This window comes from Nocardia aurea, from assembly GCF_003123685.1.
Classification (GTDB): domain Bacteria; phylum Actinomycetota; class Actinomycetes; order Mycobacteriales; family Mycobacteriaceae; genus Nocardia; species Nocardia aurea.
The window spans coordinates 154,608-177,335 of the sequence record NZ_QCYJ01000116.1 but is presented as its reverse complement, the minus strand read 5'-3'; the positions used below and the strand labels follow the sequence as shown (position 1 = coordinate 177,335).

Annotated in this window: 21 protein-coding genes; 12 read left to right on the top strand and 9 right to left on the bottom strand. The window is 68.4% G+C overall.

Annotation, left to right across the window (positions count from 1 at the left end; genetic code table 11):
• Positions 1-28: 28 nt before the first annotated feature.
• A complete protein-coding gene (locus tag DAT37_RS28270; RefSeq protein ID WP_109527918.1) occupies positions 29-1,603 on the top strand; it encodes a DNA-3-methyladenine glycosylase 2 family protein in 1,575 nt (524 codons plus the stop codon).
• Between the two features lie 46 nt (positions 1,604-1,649).
• A complete protein-coding gene (locus tag DAT37_RS28265; protein WP_109527917.1) occupies positions 1,650-2,156 on the top strand; it encodes a methylated-DNA--[protein]-cysteine S-methyltransferase in 507 nt (168 codons plus the stop codon).
• Positions 2,157-2,315: 159 nt separating this feature from the next.
• On the opposite strand, the gene DAT37_RS28260 is transcribed toward DAT37_RS28265, so the two are convergent.
• Together DAT37_RS28260 and DAT37_RS28255 are read right to left on the bottom strand one after the other, a co-directional pair.
• Positions 2,316-5,471 carry an AAA family ATPase gene (locus DAT37_RS28260; RefSeq protein ID WP_109527916.1) on the bottom strand — a complete coding sequence of 1,052 codons (3,156 nt, stop codon included), beginning with the start codon at positions 5,469-5,471 and terminating at the stop codon, positions 2,316-2,318.
• On the bottom strand, positions 5,468-6,646 hold the full coding sequence (locus DAT37_RS28255; protein WP_109527915.1) for an exonuclease SbcCD subunit D: 1,179 nt from the start codon (positions 6,644-6,646) through the stop codon (positions 5,468-5,470). The genes DAT37_RS28260 and DAT37_RS28255 overlap by 4 nt, the downstream gene beginning before the upstream one ends.
• A 210-nt stretch (positions 6,647-6,856) precedes the next feature.
• On the opposite strand from DAT37_RS28255, the gene DAT37_RS28250 reads away from it, so the two are divergent.
• Both DAT37_RS28250 and DAT37_RS28245 read left to right on the top strand, forming a co-directional pair.
• Positions 6,857-8,014: a DNA recombination protein RmuC gene (locus DAT37_RS28250; protein ID WP_109527914.1), complete on the top strand. Its 1,158-nt coding sequence runs from the start codon at positions 6,857-6,859 to the stop codon at positions 8,012-8,014.
• Between the two features lie 134 nt (positions 8,015-8,148).
• On the top strand, positions 8,149-9,102 hold the full coding sequence (locus tag DAT37_RS28245) for a DUF6542 domain-containing protein (protein WP_198654469.1): 954 nt from the start codon (positions 8,149-8,151) through the stop codon (positions 9,100-9,102).
• Between the two features lie 15 nt (positions 9,103-9,117).
• On the opposite strand, the gene DAT37_RS28240 is transcribed toward DAT37_RS28245, so the two are convergent.
• Positions 9,118-10,128, bottom strand: a complete 1,011-nt coding sequence (locus DAT37_RS28240) for a 4-hydroxy-3-methylbut-2-enyl diphosphate reductase (RefSeq protein ID WP_109527912.1) — start codon at positions 10,126-10,128, stop codon at positions 9,118-9,120.
• 111 nt (positions 10,129-10,239) lie between these two features.
• Here DAT37_RS28240 and DAT37_RS28235 point away from each other — a divergent pair, with 111 nt between their 5' ends.
• The 4 genes from DAT37_RS28235 to DAT37_RS28220 all read left to right on the top strand — a co-directional run bounded on the left by DAT37_RS28235 (position 10,240) and on the right by DAT37_RS28220 (position 13,006).
• Positions 10,240-10,926 carry a lipid droplet-associated protein gene (locus DAT37_RS28235; protein ID WP_109527911.1) on the top strand — a complete coding sequence of 229 codons (687 nt, stop codon included), beginning with the start codon at positions 10,240-10,242 and terminating at the stop codon, positions 10,924-10,926.
• Positions 10,927-11,062: 136 nt separating this feature from the next.
• Positions 11,063-12,391, top strand: a complete 1,329-nt coding sequence (gene xseA / locus DAT37_RS28230; protein ID WP_109527910.1) for an exodeoxyribonuclease VII large subunit — start codon at positions 11,063-11,065, stop codon at positions 12,389-12,391.
• Complete coding sequence (locus DAT37_RS28225; protein WP_109527909.1) at positions 12,388-12,642, top strand: exodeoxyribonuclease VII small subunit; 255 nt, start codon at positions 12,388-12,390, stop codon at positions 12,640-12,642. The genes xseA and DAT37_RS28225 overlap by 4 nt, the downstream gene beginning before the upstream one ends.
• A 19-nt stretch (positions 12,643-12,661) precedes the next feature.
• Positions 12,662-13,006 carry a VOC family protein gene (locus tag DAT37_RS28220; RefSeq protein ID WP_109527908.1) on the top strand — a complete coding sequence of 115 codons (345 nt, stop codon included), beginning with the start codon at positions 12,662-12,664 and terminating at the stop codon, positions 13,004-13,006.
• Between the two features lie 33 nt (positions 13,007-13,039).
• On the opposite strand, the gene DAT37_RS28215 is transcribed toward DAT37_RS28220, so the two are convergent.
• Positions 13,040-13,606: a DUF4245 domain-containing protein gene (locus tag DAT37_RS28215; RefSeq protein ID WP_109527907.1), complete on the bottom strand. Its 567-nt coding sequence runs from the start codon at positions 13,604-13,606 to the stop codon at positions 13,040-13,042.
• A 145-nt stretch (positions 13,607-13,751) separates the two neighbouring features.
• Between DAT37_RS28215 and glpX the strand changes: the two genes are divergently transcribed.
• Positions 13,752-14,795: a class II fructose-bisphosphatase gene (gene glpX / locus DAT37_RS28210; protein ID WP_109527906.1), complete on the top strand. Its 1,044-nt coding sequence runs from the start codon at positions 13,752-13,754 to the stop codon at positions 14,793-14,795.
• A gap of 173 nt (positions 14,796-14,968) precedes the next feature.
• Positions 14,969-16,372, top strand: a complete 1,404-nt coding sequence (locus DAT37_RS28205; protein WP_109527905.1) for a class II fumarate hydratase — start codon at positions 14,969-14,971, stop codon at positions 16,370-16,372.
• Between the two features lie 47 nt (positions 16,373-16,419).
• On the opposite strand, the gene DAT37_RS28200 is transcribed toward DAT37_RS28205, so the two are convergent.
• The 3 genes from DAT37_RS28200 to DAT37_RS28190 form a co-directional block, all read right to left on the bottom strand.
• A complete protein-coding gene (locus DAT37_RS28200) occupies positions 16,420-17,280 on the bottom strand; it encodes an acyl-ACP desaturase (RefSeq protein ID WP_109527964.1) in 861 nt (286 codons plus the stop codon).
• A 135-nt stretch (positions 17,281-17,415) separates the two neighbouring features.
• Complete coding sequence (locus tag DAT37_RS28195) at positions 17,416-18,027, bottom strand: LGFP repeat-containing protein (RefSeq protein WP_109527963.1); 612 nt, start codon at positions 18,025-18,027, stop codon at positions 17,416-17,418.
• A 192-nt stretch (positions 18,028-18,219) separates the two neighbouring features.
• Positions 18,220-19,626 carry a PhoH family protein gene (locus DAT37_RS28190; protein ID WP_109527904.1) on the bottom strand — a complete coding sequence of 469 codons (1,407 nt, stop codon included), beginning with the start codon at positions 19,624-19,626 and terminating at the stop codon, positions 18,220-18,222.
• 304 nt (positions 19,627-19,930) lie between these two features.
• On the opposite strand from DAT37_RS28190, the gene DAT37_RS28185 reads away from it, so the two are divergent.
• Entirely contained in the window at positions 19,931-20,203 is a 273-nt protein-coding gene (locus DAT37_RS28185; protein WP_109527903.1) for a hypothetical protein, read from the top strand.
• A gap of 42 nt (positions 20,204-20,245) precedes the next feature.
• Here the strand turns inward: DAT37_RS28185 and DAT37_RS28180 are convergent, their stop codons facing one another.
• Together DAT37_RS28180 and DAT37_RS28175 are read right to left on the bottom strand one after the other, a co-directional pair.
• A complete protein-coding gene (locus DAT37_RS28180; protein ID WP_109527902.1) occupies positions 20,246-20,668 on the bottom strand; it encodes a limonene-1,2-epoxide hydrolase family protein in 423 nt (140 codons plus the stop codon).
• Positions 20,665-21,411 carry a TetR/AcrR family transcriptional regulator gene (locus DAT37_RS28175; RefSeq protein ID WP_109527901.1) on the bottom strand — a complete coding sequence of 249 codons (747 nt, stop codon included), beginning with the start codon at positions 21,409-21,411 and terminating at the stop codon, positions 20,665-20,667. The genes DAT37_RS28180 and DAT37_RS28175 overlap by 4 nt, the downstream gene beginning before the upstream one ends.
• Before the next feature lie 115 nt (positions 21,412-21,526).
• Here DAT37_RS28175 and DAT37_RS28170 point away from each other — a divergent pair, with 115 nt between their 5' ends.
• A complete protein-coding gene (locus tag DAT37_RS28170) occupies positions 21,527-22,711 on the top strand; it encodes an FAD-dependent monooxygenase (protein ID WP_109527900.1) in 1,185 nt (394 codons plus the stop codon).
• Positions 22,712-22,728 lie beyond the last annotated feature (17 nt).

The following is a 22,728-nucleotide window of genomic DNA, read 5'->3' as shown; positions in this document are numbered from 1 at the left end:
TCTCGCGCGAGCTGACATTGTTGATTGGGTGACGATCACGGCGTTGGATTTCGAGCGGTGCTATCGGGCGGTGTCGACGCGGGACTCGCGGTTCGACGGACAGTTCTTCACGGCGGTGCGAACCACCGGGATCTATTGCCGCCCTTCGTGCCCGGCCATCACACCCAAACGAACCAATGTCAGCTTCCTGCCGACGGCCGCGGCGGCGCAGCACGCCGGATACCGGGCCTGCCGACGCTGTCTACCCGACGCCGCACCCGGTTCCCCGTTATGGAACACCCGCGCCGATCTCGCGGCCAGGGCCATGCGGCTCATCGGTGACGGCGTGATCGAACGCGGCGGCGTGCCCGCGCTGGCCGCGACCCTCGGGTACTCACAGCGTCAACTGACGCGCGTACTCACCACCGAACTGGGCGCCGGTCCGCTGGCCCTGGCCCGCGCGCACCGCGCCCACACCGCGCGACTGCTGATCCAGACCACCGCGATGCCGATGTCGGATATCGCGTTCGCCGCCGGGTTCGCCAGCATCCGGCAGTTCAACGACACCGTGCGCGAGGTCTTCGCCGTCAGCCCGACCACCATGCGCACCGAGGCCCAGCGCGCGCGCAAGGACATGCCCATCGCCCCCGCCGTCAACGGGGCATTGACATTGCGACTGCCCTACCGGGAACCGCTGGACCGCGCCTGGCTCGAATGGTTCCTGTCCTCGCACGTCGCGCAGGGCGTGGAACAGTGGGAGGACCACGCCTACACCCGCAACCTGCGCACACCGCACGGCCACGCGACAGCCCGGCTCGGCTTCCAACGAGATCACGTGCGCGCCGAACTCGCCCTGCACGATATGCGCGATCTGGCCCCGACCGTGGCGCGGCTGCGGCACCTGCTCGATCTCGACGCCGACCCGGTCGGCATCGACGAGGTACTCGGCGTGCTCTCGCGCCGCAACGCCGTCCAACCCTTGGACGGCGAGCAGTTGCCCGACGCGGGCACCACACCCGCGACCGGTGAGCCACCGCAGCCGACCGGAACCCAACGTCCGCTGTTCAGTCCCGGGATCCGGGTACCGGGTTGCCTGGACGGTCCGGAACTGCTGCTGCGCACCATGATCGGCCAGCAGATCTCGGTGTCGGCGGCGGCGACACACACCGCACGATTGGTCGACGCGCTGGGCGAGGAAGTCGATGGGCCGCTCCCCCGACTGTTCCCGACGCCCGCGATCATCGCCGAACGCGGCGCCGAAGTCCTCACCGGTCCCGCGCGGCGTATCCACTCGATCGTCGCGGCCGCGGGCGCGATCGCTTCGGGCGAACTGCAACTGCATCAGGGCCGCACCGCCGCCGACCTGCGCCGCGATCTGCTCGCCCTGGACGGTATCGGCCCGTGGACGGCCGACTACGTGGCCATGCGTCTGCTCGCCGACCCCGATATCCTGCTCGGCACCGACCTCGTGGTTCGCGAGGGGGCCGCGCTGCTCGGCGTCGACCTCACCGATACCGAACGGTGGGCGCCGTGGCGGTCGTATCTGTCGATGCACATGTGGAAGGCCGCGTTGGCGGGTCGGGCGCCGCGCAAGAACGGGCACAAGCGGGCCGGGGCGTCGTGAGTCGACCGACCGACCGGCAACCTCGAACAATGAAAGGGCATACGTCATGAGCACCGCGGACTACGCCACGGTCGACACACCCATCGGTCCCTTCACCGCGCTCGCGGATGGGAACGGAGCGGTATTGGCCGCGGGCTGGACCGCCGACGCCGAGAACCTGCGTCTGCTGATCCATACCCGGCTGCGACCCGACGAGCTTCGCGAACGCGATTCGCTCGGTGCGGTCACGACCGCCGTGTCCGACTACCACCGGGGCGAGCTCGACGCGATCGATGCCATTCCGGTCCGTCAGCACTCGGGTGAGTTCCTGCTGCACGCGTGGGAGGTGCTGCGCAAGGTCCCCGCGGGCGATCCGGTCACCTACACCGAATTCGCGGCGGTCGCGGGCAGGCCCGCCGCCACCCGCGCCGCCGCCAACGCTTGTGCCCGCAACGCGGCGGCCCTGTTCGTGCCGTGCCATCGCGTGCTGCGCATCGGCGGCGCACTCGGCGGGTTCCGCTGGGGGCTGCCCGCCAAACGCTGGCTGCTCGACCACGAAGGGCGCCCGCGGTAGGCGGGTCCGCTGGGTCTGCCCGCGAAACGCCGACTATTCGACCTACGAGGTCGCGCGGCGTGGGCGCGCCGCGCGGCGCGACCGTCGACTCCGGGCACACCCCTGACCAGCGCGTGAACGCTCGATGATGAAGTCGCGGGGCGGGGGGCTGCGATCGCGCTACGAAACGGTCGTCTCGAGGCGTGATCCGCTCCGGCCGCGGATGACGTGGAGGCGGCTGGGAATGCGCTGGCGCATTTCGTCCACGTGGCTGACCAGGCCGACCACTCTTCCGCCCGCGCGCAATTCGTCGAGCACGCCCATGACGGCGTCGAGGGTGTCGGCGTCGAGGCCGCCGAAACCCTCGTCGATGAAGAGGGTGTCGAGTACCTGGCCGCCGGATTCGGCGGCGACGGTATCGGCGAGTCCGAGGGCGAGCGACAGCGAGGCCATGAAGGTTTCGCCGCCGGAGAGCGTTTTGGCGGGGCGGATCGCGCCGGTGTAGTCGTCGCGGATGTCGAGGCCGAGTCCGCCGCGCCGACCGTTCGGTCCTTCCCGGTCCGAATGCACGAATTCGTAACGCCCGCCCGACATTCGACGCAATCGCACCGAACCCGAGAGCGCCACTTCCTCCAGCCTGGCGGCGAGGACATAGGACCGCAGCGACATGCGGCGGTTGTTCTCCCCGCGTCCCGCCACGACATCGGCGACACCGGCTAGTTCGTCGTGGGCGCGTTGCAGCGGTGCGACCCGATCCAGCGCGACCCACAGCTGTCCGCCCAGATCCTCGAGCAGATTCACCCGGCGGGTGGCCTCGGCGTGGGCGGCGACCGCCGCGTTGAGGCGGGTTTGGGCTTCCGCGACCTGGCGTTGCAGTTCGGCCGGATCGCGGGGTTCGGTGAGCGCGGCCGCCTGTACCTCGGGTTCGGCGAGGACGGCCTCGGCGCTGCCTTTCCTGTGCTCCGCGTCGAGCAGTTCGGCGTCTATCTCCTCGTGCCGTCGCGGGGGTCGCGATGCGGTGGCGACGACCTTCGCGTACGCGGCCAGTACGGCGACATCGTCACCGGCGGCATCTGCGCGCACCTGCGGGTCGATGGCGAATCCCGCCGCACGAGCCAGACTTTCGACCCGCTCGGCCATGACGACCACCTGTTCGCCTGCCTTGGCGACGGCTGCCACGGCGTCGCGCAGCGCCGTGGCGGCGACGATCAGGGCATCGATACGTCGACGGCGATCATCGATGGTCCGGTCCGCACCCGCGGCGGCCCGCAGCCGTTCGGTGAGTTCGGTGTGACGGGCGGCCGCACCGGCGATCCGCGTGGACACGGTGCTGCGCCGGGTGTCCGCGGCGCGCAATTCGTCCAGGAGGCCGGTCTCGTCGGCGCGCAGCCGTGCCAGCTCGGCGTCGAATCCGTCGACCAGTTCGGCCATATCCTCGGCGTCGCGGTAGCGGTCGGTGCAGGCGCGCAGCGCTGCGGCGAGTTCGACCCGATCGGCGGCACCGCCCGCCGCCTTGAATTTCTCGATCTCCCTTTCCAGCTCCGTGATCTGTGTCTGCACACGATTGCGCGCGTCCTCGGCGACCCGTTCGGCGGCGACGGCCTCGTCCTCGGACTCCTTGGATACCGCGTGCGCGGTCGGGCGCGCCGGGTCCGGATGGTCCTCGGAACCGCAGACCGCGCACGGCTGCCCGTCGACGAGCTGACCCGCCAATTCCGCCGCCATCCCGGCGAGGCGGCGTTCACGCAGGTCGAGCACCCGTTCCTTGGCGTCGTTGTGCTCGGACCTGGCGGATTCGAATTCGATCCGGGCGTGGTCGAGCGCTGTTCGGCGGGTGGCCAATTCGACCGCGGCCGACACCGCCGTCTGCAATCGTTCGAGTTCGGTACGCACCGCGGGCAGGGTGGCCGCGGCGGTGGCGGCCTCGCGCGAACGCGCTTCCGCGGCGGCGATCGCCGCGGGAAGTTCCTCGCGACGGCGGTTCACCGTGGTGATGCGGGCCGCGAGCGCGGTCTCCTCGCCGCGCAATTCGGTCAATTCCCTTTTCAGGGCCGTCGCGATGTCCACGTCGCCGCGCACCTCGTCCAATGCTCCGGTCTGCGCGCTCCAGCGCCGGATCGCCGCATCGATATCGGCGTCGGGACGCACCGTCGTGCCCCGCCCGGTCGGGGTTCCCGGCTGCCGATCACCGGGCTCTGCCCGCGAGTTCTCACGGTCGTCCGCATCGCTCACCGCATCGGCGGACGGCGTCGTGAGCAGTTCGGCCCGACCGAGATCGGCGGCCGCGGGGTCCATCAGCGCGGTGACCAGCGCGTCCTCGGCCTCGTGCCGCCGTTTCTCGTGCTTTCGGGCGGTCACGACCACGGCTCTCGCCTCATCGATCGCTTCGGTGACCGGCTGGGCGCGACGGGCGGACTCCAATTCGGCGCGCAGTGCCGCGCGATGGTCCGCCCCGGCGAGGTAACCGTCCAGGGTAGCGCGGGCGGCTCCCCTCCGACGGCGCAATTCGTCGAGGCGACGCTGTTCCTCGGCTTCGGACCGAATCCGCGCCGAATCCCGCTGACACCGTTCCGATTCCGCGGTGGCGGTCGTCAGATCGGCTCTCGCGGCGGCCAGCAGATCCTGCGACCAGGTGACCGCCTCGTGTGGTTCGACGACCTCGGTGACATTGCGCCCCGCCGCCATCGCCACATTGTCGATCAGACGCCGGATGGAATCGGTCCGCCGTCTCATCTCGGCCTCGGAGGCGCGGCGCTTCTCGGCGAGCCACTGCTCGGCGGTGCCGAAACGTTCGGTGTCGAAGAGCTTTTCGAGCAGTTTCTCGCGATCCTCGTTGTGCGCCCGCAGGAATCGCGCGAAATCCCCCTGCGGCAGCAGGACGACCTGGAAGAACTGGTCGGCGCTCATGCCGAGCAGGCGGATGACCTCGTTGCCGATGTCGGTGAGCCGGGACAGGTTGACGCCGGGACCGTCGAGCCATTCCAGTGTCGCGGTGGGGTTCTCCTTCACCAAGCCGCCCTTGGCCCGTTTACTCGGCCGCACGAATTCCGGTGACCGCGTCAGCCGCAGCCGCCTGCCGCCGATCACGGCCTCCAGCACCACCCGTGGCGGTGTCTGCTCGTCGGCGTGATCGGAATGCAGGCGTTTGCTCTCCCCGCGCGCCCCCGGCACGCTGCCGTACAGGGCGAACGCGATCGCGTCCAGCACGGTGGTCTTTCCCGCGCCGGTCTGCCCGTGTAGCAGGAAGAGTCCGTCGGATCCCAGTGTGTCGAAGTCGATGACGGTCGGCTCGGCGAACGGGCCGAACGCGGTCATCTCCAACCGGTGCAGCCTCACGCGGTGAGTTCCCCGGCGAGCGGCAGCGGTGCGGGCTGCCGGTCGGGTTCGGCGACCGCCGCGGCGAGCGCCTTTTCCAGCCAGGCCATCTCGCCCGCGCTCGGCGCGCCGCGCACATCGGTGAGGAAACTCTGCGCCACCTCGGTATCGCGCCTGCCGCGCACGCGCTCGCGGTAGCGCAGTTCCGGATTGCCTTCCGGGCGCGCCCATTCGACGTGCACCACGTGCGGAAACCGTTCGCGCAGCTTACGCAGCGGATCGACCGGGCGGGCGGTGTCGGTGAGGGTCGCCGAGACGTAATGTTCCTGTGCCTCGGCATGTGCCGGGTCGTCCAACAGTTCGTCGAGTGTGCCGGTGAGCCTGCTCAGGCCGCGCACCGGGGGAAGGTCGCGACGCCGGACCTCCCGCAACCCCGACTCGTCCAGATCGATGATCCACACCGCTTTGCGATGTGAGTTCTCCGCGAAGGAGTACGGCAACGGCGAACCCGAATAGCGCACCGATTCCGACAGGGTCTGCGGCGAATGCAGATGGCCCAGGGCGACGTAATCGATCCCGGCGAACGCCGAGAGCGGAACCGTCTCGACACCGCCGACCGAGATGGACCGCTCCGACCCGGTCGCCGCGCCGCCGACGACGAAGGCGTGCGCGAGGATCACCGAACGGATATCGCCACGTCGCGTGAGGTCGGCGCGGATCCTGGCCATCGCCGCGTCCAGAATGTCGGCGTGCGAACGCGCTTGCGGCACACCGAGTTCGGCGCGAGTGATCTCGGGTTCGAGGTAGGGGATGCCGTACATCGCGATGTCGCCGTGCTCGTCGGCGAGCAGGACCGGCCGATCGGCCTGGGCCACGGTGGTGCGCAGATGCAGGCCACCCGCGGCGGCGAAACTGGCGCCCGCGCCGAGACGTGTCGGCGAATCGTGATTGCCCGAGGTGGCCACGATCGTGGCGCCCGCGGCACGGATCGCCTCGAATCCCCGGTTGCACACCGCGATCGCGTCCGCGCTCGGAATCGAGCGGTCGTAGATATCGCCGGGGATCAGCACGACGTCGACGGACTCCTCGGTGACCAGCTCCGCGACCGCGCCCAACGCGCGCTCCTGGTCGGATAACAGATCGACGCCGTGGAAGGTACGCCCGATGTGCCAGTCCGAGGTGTGCAGCATCCGCATGGGGCGAAACCGTAGGCGTACCCACCGACAGAATTCAATCGCCCCGACCCGGGTGTCGGATTTGCCGCGTTCGGACCGGCGTGTTCGGCGGTGTTTCCTTTCTCGCCCCGACGTGGATTCCACCGTGGCGCCGAGGATTTGCGCACGCGTCGCCGATCGGTAGCCGGTCGGCTTTGATTCCTGTCGGTGATGTACGGCACTATCTGCGCTATGACCGCACCGATGCTCGTCGCACTGATGCTGGTATTCGCCGCCGGAGTGGGACTCGGCTGGCTCGGTCATTCCGCGCGGGCGGGCAGGAGGGCGGTCGCCGCCGAAGCGCGACTGGAGGCCGCGGGCGAGAACGAACGGCTGCTACGCCACTCCCTCACCGCGGCGAACGAAGACGCCGCGCGCAGGCATTCGCACGCGATCGGCGCGATGGTCGACCCGTTGCGCGAGGCGGTGGGGGCGCTCGAACGCCACATCCAGCAGGTCGAGCACCAGCGCGTCGACGCGTATTCCGGTCTGCGCGAACAGGTCGCGGGTATGCAGCGCACCTCGCATCAGCTGGCCGGGCAGACGAATCAGCTGGTCGCCGCGCTGCGGGCACCACAGGTGCGCGGGCGCTGGGGCGAGATCCAATTGGAACGGGTCGTCGAACTGGCTGGTATGACCAGGCATTGCGATTTCTCCACCCAGGTCAGCCGGGCCACCCGCGACGACGGTGACAGCGACCGGACCGCGACGGTGCGCCCCGATCTCGTGGTCCATCTGGCGGGAGGTCGCAGCATCGTGGTCGATGCCAAGGTGCCGTTCGAGGCATATCTCGACGCGTGCGCGGCCGATGATCCTGACCTGCGCGCCGACCTGCTGGCCCGGCACGCGAAACACCTGCGGGTGCACGTCGACAAACTGGCGGCCAAGGCCTACTGGGCCGCCTTCGATCCGGCCCCGGAATTCGTCGTGCTCTTCATCCCGGGTGATCCGTTCCTCGATGCCGCGCTCACCGCCGACTTCGGATTGCTCGAGCACGCCTTCGGTCGCAACGTGATCCTCGCGACCCCGACCACCCTGATCGCGCTGTTGCGCACGGTGGCCTTCAGCTGGCGGCAGGAAGCGCTGTCGCGCGATGCCGCGACCATCCAGCAATTGGGAAGAGAGCTTTACACCAGGCTCGGAATGACCGGTAAACACCTGGATCGGCTCGGATCGCAACTCGGCAAGGCGGTCGAGGCGTTCAACTACACCGTCGCGTCGGTAGAATCTCGTGTCATGGTGACGGCCAGGAAATTGCACGACCTGGAAATCGCTGAGCAGCCGATTCCCGAGATCGGCAAACTGGAATCGATGCCGAGGGCGGCGGCCTTCGCCGACGCGGAGGAATAGTGGTGCGCGCACCGCTCGACCACCCGCCTCCCGCGTCCGTCGACCGGCGACGACCATCGCGCCGATCGATCGACGACGGTGCCGCTGGCCGTGCCGTAACGCCGACACGCGCCACGGCGGTTAGTGTTCTCAGCGTGGCTGCTTCCCAACGTGTGCGATCCCGGGTGCCCGCGCCGCAACGTTCGATCTTGCCGTCGGTGCCGGGTATCCCGGCCGGTGCGGCGATCCTGATTGCGGTGGCGTGCACGTTTCTGGGGTTCCTGATCGATGCAAACGGCAACACCGGGGAACTGACCGGCACCTTCGCGGCGCTGTATGTCGCGGGCTGCGTCGCCGCGGTTCTCGCGGTGCGCTATCGCGGCCTGTTCACCGCGATGGTGTTGCCGCCGTTGCTGCTGTTCCTGGCGGTTCCGCTGTCGTACCAACAGCTGACCGGCAGTAACTCGAGCGGTATCAAGGACATCCTGCTCAACCTCGCGATCCCGTTGGTGGAACGGTTCCCGACGATGTTCCTCGCCACCGCGCTGAGCCTGGCGATCGGTGGCCTGCGCATCTACCTGCATCGGCGCGCCGAAGCCGAGGAACGCGGCGACGAGCCGCGGCGCGGGTCGAGTTGGGGACGCAGCGGCTCGGCCGACCGCGCCCGCCCGGCGAAATCCACGAGCCCGGCCAAATCCGCCAAATCGAAAGCCTCAGCCAAGAACGCGCGGCCCGCGAAGGCCACGAAGGCGACGCCGCCCGAGGCCGCCAAACGACGTCCCAAACGGCCCGATCCCGAGCCCATCGTCGATATCAGCGATCAGAAGACCGACAAGTACGAACCGCCACGCCCCGGCGGCAGGCGTCCGAGCGCGGAGGTGGCGGAAACTCCGCCCCGGGTCGCGACCAAAGGCCGTCCGAGGGAGGCTGGTCGGCCCGTGACGGGGCGGACGGCCCGCCCCGCGGCCGCGATGCCCGCGCGCGCCGAGAGCGAGGCGCCGCGCGGCGGACGCGCCCGAGGCGAGGTGCCACCGCACCCGCAGCCCAATGTCCGGTATCGCGACCGGGAGTCGCAGCGCAACGAACGCCGGAAGCCGGAGAACCTCTGAGCGCGTGCCCGTCCGTCAGTGGCGGGCGGTGCGCAGTTCTCGCGGCAGGGCGAAGACCAGGGTCTCGTTGGCCGTCGTGACCGACTGCACGTCGGCGAAACCGTGCTCCTCCAGCATGTCGAGCACACCGCGGACGAGGATCTCCGGCACCGAGGCGCCCGAGGTGATGCCGACCGTCCGCACCCCGGCCAGCCAGGCCGGATCCACTTCGCGGGCGTAGTCGACCAGGTACGAGGCCTTCGCGCCCGCGCCGAGCGCGACCTCGACCAGCCGCACCGAATTGGAGGAGTTGCGCGAACCGACGACGATCACCAGATCGCATTCGGGCGCCATCGCCTTCACCGCGACCTGACGGTTCTGCGTCGCGTAGCAGATGTCGTCGCTCGGCGGATCCTGCAACAGCGGGAACCGCTCGCGCAGCCGCTGCACGGTCTGCATGGTCTCGTCCACGCTGAGGGTGGTCTGCGACAGCCAGATCACCTTGTTCTCGTCACGCACGGTGACCTTGTCGACGGCATCGGGGCCGTCGACGAGCTGGACGTGATCGGGAGCCTCCCCCGCGGTGCCCTCGACCTCCTCGTGGCCCTCGTGGCCGATCAGCAGGATGTCGAAATCGTCGCGGGCGAATCGTTTGGCTTCCTGGTGCACCTTGGTGACCAGCGGACATGTCGCGTCGATGGTGTGCAGATTCCTGGCCGCGGCCGAATCGTGCACCGCGGGCGACACCCCGTGCGCCGAGAAGACCACGACCTGCCCGTCGGGCACCTGGTCGGTCTCGTCGACGAAGATCACACCGCGTTCACGCAGGGTCTCCACCACGTGGCGGTTGTGCACGATCTCCTTGCGCACGTAGATGGGGGCGCCGTGTTTCTCCAGGGCCTTCTCCACCGTCTCCACCGCACGGTCGACACCCGCGCAGTAGCCGCGTGGCTCCGCGAGTAGGACTCGTTTCTCGCCGTCGGCGAGCGCGGTTCCGGTACCGGCCGAGCGGGCGATTCCGACGTTCAAGGGGATGGCCGAAGACATGACGACAGCTTACTTGCGTCGGGCGGTTGCGAGCCGGGTGGAGGGACACGCGACAATCTGTCTGTGACACCCACCCTTTGCATCGTCGGGCGTATCGGGCAGGCTAGAACCATGTTCCGACCTCCGTTCCTGGCCCGGGTCGCCGCCGGTGCCGCCGTGTACGCCCTGGAAGAGACTCGCAGGCTGCCCACGGCGGCCGTGAACTTTCCGATCACCGCCATCAGCCAGCTGCTCCAGACCTCCATGCATATCCAGCAGTTCGTGACCAGCCTCGCACTCAAGGGCGACGCGGTTTTCGACCGTCTGGGCGGCGGTGAGCAGGAACAGCCGGAGTGGGCAACCTTCGACGAGGATCTCGACTCCGATCCTTCCTCGGAACCGACGTTCGCCAATCCGGCGCGAACCAGCCGTTTCGATCTGTACACCGCCGACGAACCCGCCGTGGCGAGCGAGACGAACGGGCATCCGGTCGCGCTCCCGACCATCGACGAGCGCGACGACTCCGCGGTCACGGATACACCGGTGACGGACGCCACGGTGACAGACACCACGGCAACCGACACGGCGGTCGACAACGCCGGGGAACAGGCCGATCCGGAAACGTCGGAGGTCGTCGCACCCGAGGTCGCGACCCGCTACGACTACGCGAATATGACCCTGGCGCAATTGCGCGCCCGGCTGCGCATGCTCTCGGTCGAGGAACTCGCCGAGTTGCTCGACTACGAACAGCTCACCCTGGACAGGGCGCCGTTCGTCACGATGCTGACCAATCGGATCGCCACCGTCCGCGCCCAGTGACCCCGGTCTCGCGACAGCGACGAAGCGCGCGCGGCCGACCTCCGCGCGTCGGTTTCGAGCGCTCGCCGCGGGGCCGCCGGGCCGAATCGCCCGACCCGTTGCGTTCGTGTCCGACCCGACGCGTATATCTGGCGGCATGACTCAGGACGGCACGGCGGCGCGGACCGGCGCCGCGACGCCAGCCAATTCCGCCGAACAACCGTGGCCGGTGCGCACGGTCGCGCTCAAGGTCGCGCAGTGGATCGACCGGCTCGGCAGTATCTGGGTGGAGGGTCAGATCACCCAGATGAATCTGCGGCCGGGCACCCGCACCGCGTTTCTCGTCCTGCGCGATCCTTCCGCCGACATGTCGCTGTCGGTGACCTGCGATCCGGAACTGATCCGTAGATCGCCGGTGCCCCTCCAGGAGGGCAGCCGGGTCGTCGTCTTCGGCAAACTGTCGTTCTTCGTCGGGCGCGGCACGATCTCGCTGCGCGTGATCGAGATACGTCCGGTCGGCGTCGGCGAACTACTCGCCCGTATCGAGCGGCTCAAGGCACTGCTGGCCGCCGAGGGGTTGTTCGATCCGCGTCTGAAACGGCCCGTCCCCTTCCTGCCCGGCACCGTCGGGCTGATCACCGGCAGGGCGAGCGCCGCCGAGCGCGATGTGCTGACGGTGGCCAGGAATCGTTGGCCCGCGGTGCTTTTCGATATCCGTAATACCGCGGTGCAGGGTCCGACCGCGGTACCGCAGATCCTGGAGGCGCTGGCCGCGCTCGATCGCGATCCCGCGGTCGACGTCATCGTGCTCGCCCGTGGCGGCGGCAGCGTGGAGGATCTGCTGCCCTTCTCCGACGAGGCGCTGTGCCGGGCGATCGTGGCGGCGACGACGCCCATCGTCAGCGCGATCGGTCACGAACCGGATAATCCGCTCTGCGATCTGGTCGCCGATATGCGCGCGGCCACACCCACCGACGCCGCGAAGCGGATCGTGCCCGACGCCGCGGCCGAACTCGCCGGGGTGCGCGATATGCGCGATCGCGCGACGGCGGCGCTGCGCGGCTGGGTCGACCGCGAGACCGCGGCGCTCGCGCAGTTGCGGTCGCGGCCGGTGCTCGCCGATCCGCTCCGCGATATCGACCGGCGCACCGAGGAGGTCGAACGGCTCAGAATCGCCGCCCGGCGCTGTGTCGACCATCTGATCGGCGCCGAGTCCACGACGACACGGCACCTGCGGGAGAACCTCACCGCGGTCGGCCCGGCCGCGACGCTGGCGCGTGGCTACGCTGTGGTGCAGCGGGTTTCCGGCCGCGAACGGCATGTGGTGCGCAGTATCGATGACGCGCCCGCGGGCAGTCAGTTGCGTGTGCGGGTGGCCGACGGCGCCGTCACCGCGGCGGCGTTGGGGTCACAGGCACTCGGTAAGAGCGCGGCGAGCGGCGCGGGTCCGCGCGAGCGCGACGACGACAGGGAGGAACGACGGTGACCGATTCCGGCAACGCCGAGGCCGAGCCGACGGAGCTGGCCGAGATTCGCGGCTTCGGCTACGAACGCGCCCGCGACGAATTGGTCAACGTCGTGAAGATGCTCGAACAGGGCGGAATGGACCTCGACGATTCGCTGGCGCTGTGGGAGCGCGGCGAAGCGCTCGCCACCCGGTGCGAGGAGCATCTGGCGGGCGCACGCAAACGCGTCGAGGACGCGATATCCCGTTCCGAGGCCGAAGAACAGGTATGAACCGGACGTAGGAGCAGACATGGGCATTCGTCGCGCGACACCCGATATCCGCACCGACGACATGGCGCGCAGCCGCGATTTCTATCGCCTGCTCGGCTTCGAGGAGGCCATGGATCTGGGCTGGGCGGTGACCATGGCCTCGCCCACCAACCCGACCGCCCAGATACTGCTGCTCGGGCCGGGCGCCGAGCGGTTCCAGCCCGATATCAGCGTCGAGGTCGACGATGTCGACGCCGTGCACGCCGCGGCGAGCGCGAAGGGCGCGGATATCGTCTACGCGCTGCGCGACGAACCCTGGGGCGTGCGGCGATTCTTCGTGCGTGATCCCGACGGAACGGTCGTCAACGTCGTCGGCCATCGCTGATCGAGGCTCGGAGCACGCGAGAGTGGGAGAACGTCAGCGCGACAGTTGCGGGGCGGCCGTGACGGCCTGAGCCAACGTCGTGAACGCGCTGGTGTCACCGGCGCCCTTGATCAACACCCTGGACTGGCCGAAATCGGCGATCCAGGCCGTCTCCTCGGTCGGCTCGGCGAACACCGTCCATTTCTGGTTGCCGATCTGCTGGGTGCCGTTGGCGAACCGGGAGCCGAGGATCGAGCGGGCGAGCACCTCGTCGGAGGCGCTGCTCTGGGTGAGCTGCATATACGTCCCCGACGGAGTGATATATCCCACGGTGCTCACCGGACCGCCGTCCGGGCCGGTGATGGTGTCGCGACTGCCCGAATTCGGCGTCCAGTCCGCGGGCACGGCCGGGTTCCTGATCGGGAACGGCAGCGTGCGCGCGTCGGAATTCAGCGCGGCCTGCACATCGAAATGCGGGATCTTCCCCTCGGTCGGGCCGGTCGCCGAGAAGCTGCACTGACTGGCCAGACCGGCGAAGACCACGGCGATCAGCACCAACGGGATCAGCGAGAAGAACAGATCCTTGTAGTCGTGGAGGATGCGTGGCTTTTGGTAGGACACGGTCCAAGTATCCACTCGGCGTCTATCCACTCGGCGGCGGGCCGCTCCCGCCCGCACCCCCGCGTCCTGCCATCTGGTGCGAAGTCGGGCCCGGGCGAAATGAGACAATCGTGCGGAACAAACCAACCGAGGGAGGCACCCCGCCATGACGGCATCAAAGCCAGCACCCAGCCGCCGTGAGGCCCCTGATCGCAATCTCGCGCTCGAATTGGTCCGGGTGACCGAGGCGGGCGCCATGGCGGCAGGCCGCTGGGTCGGGCGTGGCGACAAGGAGGGCGGCGACGGCGCCGCCGTCGACGCCATGCGCGAGCTGGTCAACTCGGTCTCGATGCGCGGCACCGTCGTGATCGGCGAGGGCGAGAAGGACGAAGCGCCCATGCTGTACAACGGCGAGATCGTCGGCGACGGCACCGGCCCCGAGGTGGATTTCGCGGTCGACCCGATCGACGGCACCACGCTGATGTCCAAGGGTTCGCCCGGCGCGATCTCCGTGCTCGCGGTCGCCGAGCGCGGTGCGATGTTCGACCCGTCCGCGGTGTTCTACATGCACAAGATCGCGGTCGGGCCCGATGCCGCCGACGTGATCGATATCTCCGCCCCGATCGCCGAGAACATCGCGCGCGTCGCCAAGGCGAAGAGTCTGCTGAAATCGGATCTGACCGTCTGCATCCTCGATCGTCCGCGCCACGCGCAGCTGATCCAGGAGGTCCGCGACGCGGGCGCGCGGATCCGGCTGATCTCCGACGGTGACGTCGCGGGCGCGATCGCGGCCGCGCGGCCCGATTCGGGCACCGACATCCTGGTCGGCATCGGCGGCACCCCGGAGGGCATCATCGCCGCGGCCGCCATCCGCTGTATGGGCGGAGCGCTACAGGCCAAACTAGCGCCGACCGACGACGAGGAACGCCGGAAGGCGATCGACGCCGGTCACGATCTGGACCGTGTGCTCACCACCGAGGATCTCGTCGCGGGTGAGAACGTCTTCTTCTGCGCGACCGGCGTCACCGACGGTGACCTGCTGCGCGGAGTCCGCTACTACGGTGGCGGCGCCTCCACCCAGTCGATCGTCATGCGCTCCAAATCGGGCACCGTCCGCATGATCGACGCCTACCACCGTCTCACCAAACTCCGCGAGTACTCCGCCGTGGACTTCATCGGCGACGAGGACGCGGATCCGCCGCTGCCCTGATCCACGAGGTCCGACGAAGACGCGTATGCCGTTGGCTGCGCGTCTTTTTCGTGGTGTTCGGGTAGGCGTTTCGGGGCCTCGGATTCGGGGCCTCCGCCGCCCGTTCCGCGCTGTGCGCATCGCCTCAGGCGTGGCAGCCCCACACGGCGCGCGGTCGGCATAGGGTCGGAAATATGACCGAGGAGACGCAGTACCGCATCGAACACGACACCATGGGCGAGGTACGGGTTCCGGTGCATGCCCTGTGGCGGGCGCAGACGCAGCGGGCCGTAGAGAATTTCCCGATCAGCGGGCGCGGACTGGAACGGGCGCAGATCAGGGCGCTCGGACTGCTGAAAGGCGCGTGCGCGAAGGTGAACCGGGATCTGGGGTTACTCGATCCCGGCAAGGCCGAGGCCATCATCGCCGCCGCGACCGAGATCGCCGAGGGCACGCACGACGATCAGTTCCCGATCGATGTCTTCCAGACCGGTTCGGGCACCAGCTCGAATATGAACGCCAACGAGGTCATCGCATCGATCGCCAAGGCCAACGGCGTGGATGTGCATCCCAACGACGACGTCAACATGTCGCAGTCCTCCAACGACACCTTCCCGACCGCGACCCATCTCGCCGCGACCGAAGCGATCATCAAGGATCTGGTTCCCGCGCTGGAGCATCTGCGGCTCGCGCTGCTGGACAAGGCCACCGAATGGCGCACCGTCGTGAAATCGGGCCGCACGCACCTGATGGACGCGGTGCCGGTCACCCTCGGCCAGGAATTCGGCGGTTACACCCGTCAGATCGCGCTCGGCATCGACCGCGCGATGGCGACGCTGCCCCGACTCGGTGAGTTGCCCATCGGCGGCACCGCGGTCGGCACCGGACTCAACGCCCCGGAGGGGTTCGGCGCGAAGGTGGTCGCGGAACTGCGGCATTCCACCGGTATCGACGCGTTCTCCGAAGCCGAGGATCATTTCGAGGCCCAAGCCGCCAGGGACGGCCTGGTCGAGGCGTCGGGGGCGCTGCGCACCATCGCGGTGAGCCTGACCAAGATCGCCAACGACATCCGCTGGATGGGTTCGGGCCCGCTCACCGGCCTGGGTGAACTCCAGTTGCCCGATCTCCAGCCCGGCAGCTCGATCATGCCCGGCAAGGTGAATCCCGTTCTTCCCGAGGCGGTCACGCAGGTGGCGGCGCAGGTGATCGGCAACGACGCGACCGTCGCGTTCTCCGGCGCGAGCGGCGCGTTCGAGCTGAACGTCTACATTCCGGTGATGGCGCGCAACCTGCTGGAATCGATTCGCCTGCTGGCCAATGTCTCCCGGCTCTTCGCCGACAAGTGCGTCAGGGGTCTGGTGGCGAACGAGGACCATCTGCGCACCCTGGCCGAATCCTCACCGTCGATCGTGACGCCGCTGAATTCGGCGATCGGCTACGAGGAGGCCGCGGCGGTGGCGAAAGAGGCGCTGAAGCAGAAGAAGACGATTCGCCAGACCGTGATCGACCGCGGTCTCATCGGCGACGGTCTCTCCCTGGAGGAACTCGATCGGCGTCTGGACGTGCTGTCGATGGCGAAGGTCCAGAACGGGAAGTGACCGCTTCGGTCGGTGCGCTCGGCGAGCGCACCGACCGGCGGGGTGAATCAGCCGCGCAGATGCGCGATTTCGGTGCGGGCCTGCTCGCCCTCGGCGCCGAGATCGGTGCGCTCGAAGACATTCCACCGCGCCAGCAGCGGCGCGAAGACCAGCGTCGGTTCCTGCGCCGGATCGTAGACACCGGCCTCGGCCAGCAGTTCGTCGCTGCTGCGTCCGTCGGGCAGGGTCACCGACGGAACCTTGAACGCGGCCACGCTGTCGGCGACGGCGCGCATGGTCTGATCGGGGGCGATATCGAATCCCGCGGCGACGAGATCGGCGAAGAACCTCGCCTGCAATTCGTCGTCGAGCGCGATGCGGTCCGCCATGGCGGTGACGATCTCGTTCTCGCCGAGCGCGGCGATATTGCGATGCCGGACCGCCGACGCCGTCTCCTCCAACGCGCAGGTGGCGAGCACGTCGAGCAGATGCAGAGAGGGCCTGCGGAAGCCCTTGGTCATATGTTCCATCCGCGACCGCTCCAGCTGCACCGGATCGACCGACCTGGTGACCATGAGGTAGTTGCGGATCATGATCTCGTGCCGGTTCTCCTCGGCCGTCCAGCGGCCGACCCAGCGCCACCACGCGCCGGTGCGCAGGTACTTACCGATCTCACGATGGTAGGAGGGCAGGTTGTCGGCTATCAGGACGCTCACCGTCAAGGCCAGCTTGGCGACCTCGCTGAGCTCGGATTGCCCCGGCTCCCAATCGGTTCCGCCGAGGAAGCGGAAGTTCTGGCCCTCGCTGAACGGCACGTAGTCGTGCGGCTGCCATCCGTCGGCCACCTCGATGTGGCGCCGCAGATTCAGTTCCACCTCGAGGGCGAGCGAATCGAGCAGCTCACGATCGGTCAAGAGATTTTGCACCATCACAACCTAGCTGCTGTGCCCGCGACGCGGGGATATACGACGGCATTGCCGGACGACGTCCGAAACCACGGAGATGATGTCACATGATGCCGGACGCCGCCTCCATCGCATCACCGAGCCGCGGATTCCGGCCGCCTACTTCGGCGTGACGGTGATCTGGCCGTCCACCCAGGTGATGGTGCCTCCGGTGAAGGTCGACTGCTTGCCGCCGGGGATATCGGTCTCGTCGCTGGTGGGATAGCCGAGCGTGCCGTTCGCGCCGCCGGTGCCCTCCCACGCCGTGCGGATCTCGCCCCAGACGATGTGCGGGTCGCCTTCGTTCGCCTCGTAGATCGTGCCGCCCACGAAATCCTGGTATTCGCCGTCGTCGGGGCCGTTCTCCTGCGCTTGCATCGGCGCGCCGAGCGGGCCGGTCGGGCCGCCCGCGGCGACATATTTCTCGTAGATGTCGCCGGAGACGGTGACCTCGGTCCCGCCCTGGGTCGGGATCTTGGTCTGCTCCGTCGACTCGCCGGTGGAGTCGGGCCCCGTCGTCGCGGTCGCGGATTCGGCGCTGCGCGCGGTCTCGGAGATCTCCGATGACGTAGTGGTGGCGCGCACGGTCGTGGTCGTCGCGGCCGCGGGCGCCGTGGTGCTCGCCGCGGAATTGGAATCGTCGTCGTCATCGCCGCATCCCGTGGTCAGCAGCAGTGCCGCGGCCATGAGCGCCGTGGTGTATCCAGCCGTTCGTCGAGCGAAGTGGTGCATGTCCATCCTCTCGAATTGGCTTTCCGTGGCTTGCCGGGGCGCTCCTCACGCGGTGCGCCCCGCGCAGCCTAGGACGAAGTACGGCAACGACCCGGCGAACCATTACCGATGCGCCGGGTCGTTGCCGAACAGCTATCGAGCGGTGACTACCCACTCATTTGTGAGATGAAACACACCCTGGGCGTTTGCCCGTCAGGCGTTCGGACCGTATTCCTCCAGCATCTCGGTGACCAACGCCGCGATCGGCGACCGCTCACTGCGGGTGAGGGTGATGTGGGCGAAAAGGGGATGTCCCTTCAGCTTCTCGATCACCGCGGCGACGCCGTCGTGCCTGCCGACACGCAGGTTGTCGCGCTGGGCGACATCGTGGGTGAGCACCACCCGCGACCCGGTGCCCAACCTGCTGAGCACGGTGAGCAGCACATTGCGTTCCAGCGACTGCGCCTCGTCCACGATCACGAACGAATCGTGCAGCGACCGACCGCGGATATGGGTCAGCGGCAGCACCTCGAGCATGTCGCGGCTGAGCACCTCCTCCATCACCTCGGCGGAGGCCAGCCCGTCCAGCGTGTCGAAGACCGCCTGGGCCCACGGGCCCATCTTCTCGCTCTCGCTGCCGGGCAGGTAGCCCAGATCCTGGCCGCCGACCGCGTAGAGCGGGCGGAAGACCACCACCTTGCGCTGGGTACGGCGTTCGAGCACCGCTTCCAGACCCGCGGTGAGCGCGAGCGCCGATTTGCCGGTACCGGCCTTGCCGCCGAGCGAGACGATGCCGATGCTCTCGTCCAGCAGCAGATCCAGGGCGATGCGCTGTTCGGCGGAGCGGCCGTGCAGGCCGAATGCCTCGCGTTCGCGCACCAATTGGACGCGTTTGTCCGGGGTCACCCGGCCGAGCGCGCTGGAACTGGAACCGAGCAGCCGGATTCCGGTGTGGCAGGGCAGTTCCCTCGCCTGGTCCAGATCGATGACCGATTCGGAATAGATCTGGTCGACCTGCGCGGTGGCGACGTCGATTTCGACCATTCCGGACCAACCGGAGGTGATCACGTCCTGGGCGTGGTACTCGTCGGCCCGCAAACCGACGGCACTGGCCTTGACGCGCAACGGGATATCTTTGGACACCATGACGACTTCGCGGCCCTCCGCCGCGAGATTGAGCGCACAGGCCAGAATGCGAGAGTCGTTGGTGTCGGTGCGGAAGCCGACCGGAAGGACCGCGGGGTCGGTGTGATTGAGTTCCACCTGCAGTGTTCCGCCCTCGGTGCCGATCGGCACCTGCTGGTCCAGCCTGCCGTTCTGCACACGCAGATCGTCCAGGTTGCGCAGGGCTTCCCGCGCGAACCAGCCCAGTTCGTGGTGGTGGCGTTTGCCTTCGAGTTCGCTGATGACGACCAGCGGTAACACGACGTCGTGCTCGCCGAACCGGGTGTAGGCCCAGGGATCGGAGAGCAGGACCGAGGTGTCGATGACGAACGTCTTGGCACCGGACGAAGTGGAGAGCGAGGGGCTTACTCCCTTGGGATCAGAAGTGACAGCGGCGCCTTTCCCGGTTTTACGGGAGGTCGCCGAGGGAGCGGAAACGGAGCGTGCAGCAGTCACGGTGGGCTCCTTGTTTGTCCGTGCGGCACCCGCGCGGACGATCTCGCTGGACCGGTCCGTCCTGATGGGTCGACTTGCGTCAGAACCCACGAGGGCCGGGTGCCGGCCCCCTCGCACTGAGTAGCTCAGTCACGGTCAGGACCTCCCGTACGAACCACAACGACGCGGCCCGCATCATCGACGCTACCGCCGACTACCCGTTCTCCGCTCCCGGAGCGGTAGGCATGTCGGTGAAGATCCCGTTAACGGGCATCGGCACGCCGGTCGTAGCCGCAGGTCAGCATGGCCCGTTAGAGTCGAAGTCATGTCCGATCACGAGGAACTCGAGAAGCTGTCGTCCAAGGAATTGCACGACCGCGCGGTGAAACTGGCGGTACGCCACGGGGATGTGAAGTTCCTCTGGCGTCTGCTCACCTCGATCCCGGCCGCGGAGGCGGCGGCGGGCAATGTCGGCGAGAGCGAAGCCGACATCAAATGGGTCGTCCCGATGATCGACGACTACTTCCACGCCGGTGACGGCGATATCGCCGACATGCTGCGCCCGTTCTACCTGGAATACCTCACCGGGCGTTCCTGAACGGCGCGGGCCGGGCTCACCACCCGACCCGGCGCCAACCGATCAGCGGCGACCGAGGACCGCGCGGAAGAGCCCGACAGCGGTGCCTCGGAGGAAGTTCTCCCACGAGAAGTGGTCGTGCCAGAGCACGATTCGACCGCCGCGCAGTTCGAACGTGCCGGTCACCCAGAACGCGATGCGCACCGGTCCGAAGATCAGGATGTCGGTGCGGTCGGTGAGGACGATATCGCCGTCGGCGGCGATGTGATGGATCTCCGCGGCGAACCCGACCTGATCGCGGCCGAGCCCGCGCAACAGTCCGCCGACCCGCTTGATACCGCGCACATCGGGCAGCGAGGTGTTCTTCCACACAATCTCGGGATCGAGCAGTTCCAGCGCTTCGCCGACGGCCCCGATCTCCAGGGCGGCGAAGAATTCGCGCACGGTGGTGATCGAGTCCTGCTGCAATTCGAGTTCTTCGGTCATGCACCGACGATAGGCCGCCGCGCGTCGCGGCGGCGCGCGATATGGACGCCCAATCCGTCGAGGATGCGGTCGATGCCGAAGCTCAACGCGCCGTCGCCGCCCGCCGCGGCCCCCGCTTCCGCGAAGGCCGCGCTCGCCACCGGATAGCGCTGGGCCGCCGCCTCGCGCATCTCGGCCAGTTGCGCCGCGATGCTGTCCTGGAAGTCCTGCGGACCCGCGGCCAGCACCTGCTGCGCCAGACCGCGCGCGTGGCCGGCCAGCATGGCGATGGTGTCGAGGCGTTCGGAGGTGGTCAGGCCGGAATCGGCGAGGTCGAGCAGCGCGACCTCCATCCACGCCATCTCGTTGGGACCGACGGGCCGCGCGCCGACGGCGAGTTCCAGGGCCCACGGGTGCGCGCGGAAGCGCTCGTAGAGCGATTCGCACCATCGGCGCAGGCCGACGCGCCACGGCTCGTCGGCCGGATTCCGGTCGACGGCGGCGATATCGGGGGGCGCGCCCAAAGCCGAGTCGAGCATCAGCGCTGTCAACTCCGCTTTACCGGGAACGTAGCGGTACAGCGACATCTTCGTGAAGCCGAGCCCTCGCGCGAGGCGCTGCATGGACAGTTCGGCCAGCCCGTCGGCATCGGCGATGGCGACGGCCTCCGCGACGATGCCCTCGAGCGTGAGCGCCGGTTTGGGCCCGCGTTTCGGCCGTTGCCGCGTACCCCACAGCAGTTCGACGGTGCTCGGTTGCGCCATCCGAATCCTTTCCGTGGATGTCTTGACTCCGAAACTGTGTCTACCATACTCTAATCCGCGTCCACTGGAAACAGATTCCATCGGACACAGATTTCTATCCTCCTGGAGGCACCCCATGCACACCGAGAACGTCCTCATCTGCGGCGCGGGCATCGCCGGACCGGCCCTGGCCTACTGGCTCGACCGTTACGGCTACGCGGTGACCGTCGTCGAACGCGCCCCCGCACCACGGCCGGGCGGCCAGGCGGTCGACTTCAAGGGCGCCACGCACCGGACCGTGCTCGAGCGAATGGGCATCTGGGAGGAGATCCACGCCCGCCGCACCGGCACCACCGACACCGTCTTCGTCGACGAACACGGTCAGCGCCTGGCCTTCATGTCCGGGGATTTCACCGGCGGCGATGTGGAGATCCTGCGCGGCGATCTGTCGCGGATCATGTACGAGCGGACAGCGGCGCGCTGCGAATACGTCTTCGGCGACACCGTCACCGCACTCACCGACACCGAGGGCGGCGTGCGCGTGGAATTCGAACGCGGCGCGGCACGCACCTTCGACCTCGTCTTCGGCGCGGACGGCATCCACTCCAGGGTGCGCCGCCTCGCCTTCGGCCCGGAACGAGAGTTCGTCCGGCATCTCGGCCACTACTACTGCGTGGCGGGCGCGAGTCCGTGGAGCACGACCGCCGCGGGTTCTCGCGAACGGGCGACCGCCCACGGCTACAACACGCCGGGACGACTGGCCGTCAGCGGGGGGCCGAAAGCCCAGCAGCTCTATCTCTTCACCGCGCCCGAACTCGACTACGCGCGAGACGACGTGGCATCCCAGCGCCGCATCGTCACCGAGGCCTACGCCGGCCTGGGCTGGCAGGTGCCCCGCATGCTGGAGGAGATGGCGGCGTTCGACGATTTCTACCTCGACTCGCTCAGCCGCGTCGACATGGCGAAATCCGGCTACACCAGGGGCCGGGTCGCGCTGGTCGGCGACTCCGGATACGGGAATACGCTCGGCGGCTTCGGAACCGGGCTCGCCGTGGTCGGCGCGTATGTGATCGCGGGCGAACTCGCGCTGCACGACGATCACACCGTCGCCTTCGCGAACTACGACGCGATCATGCGCCGCTACGCCAAGATCGCCGGGCGCAGCAACGCGGGCAGGTTCCTCGCGCCGAAGACCGGCTACGGGATCGCACTGCGCAACCGATTCCTCGAATCACCGCTGTGGCGGCTGATGTCGAAGTACTCCGACGACGCGAGCAACGATATCGAGTTGCGTGATTACCCCCAGCTCGTCGCGCCTTAGTCCGCCACCCCGGCCAT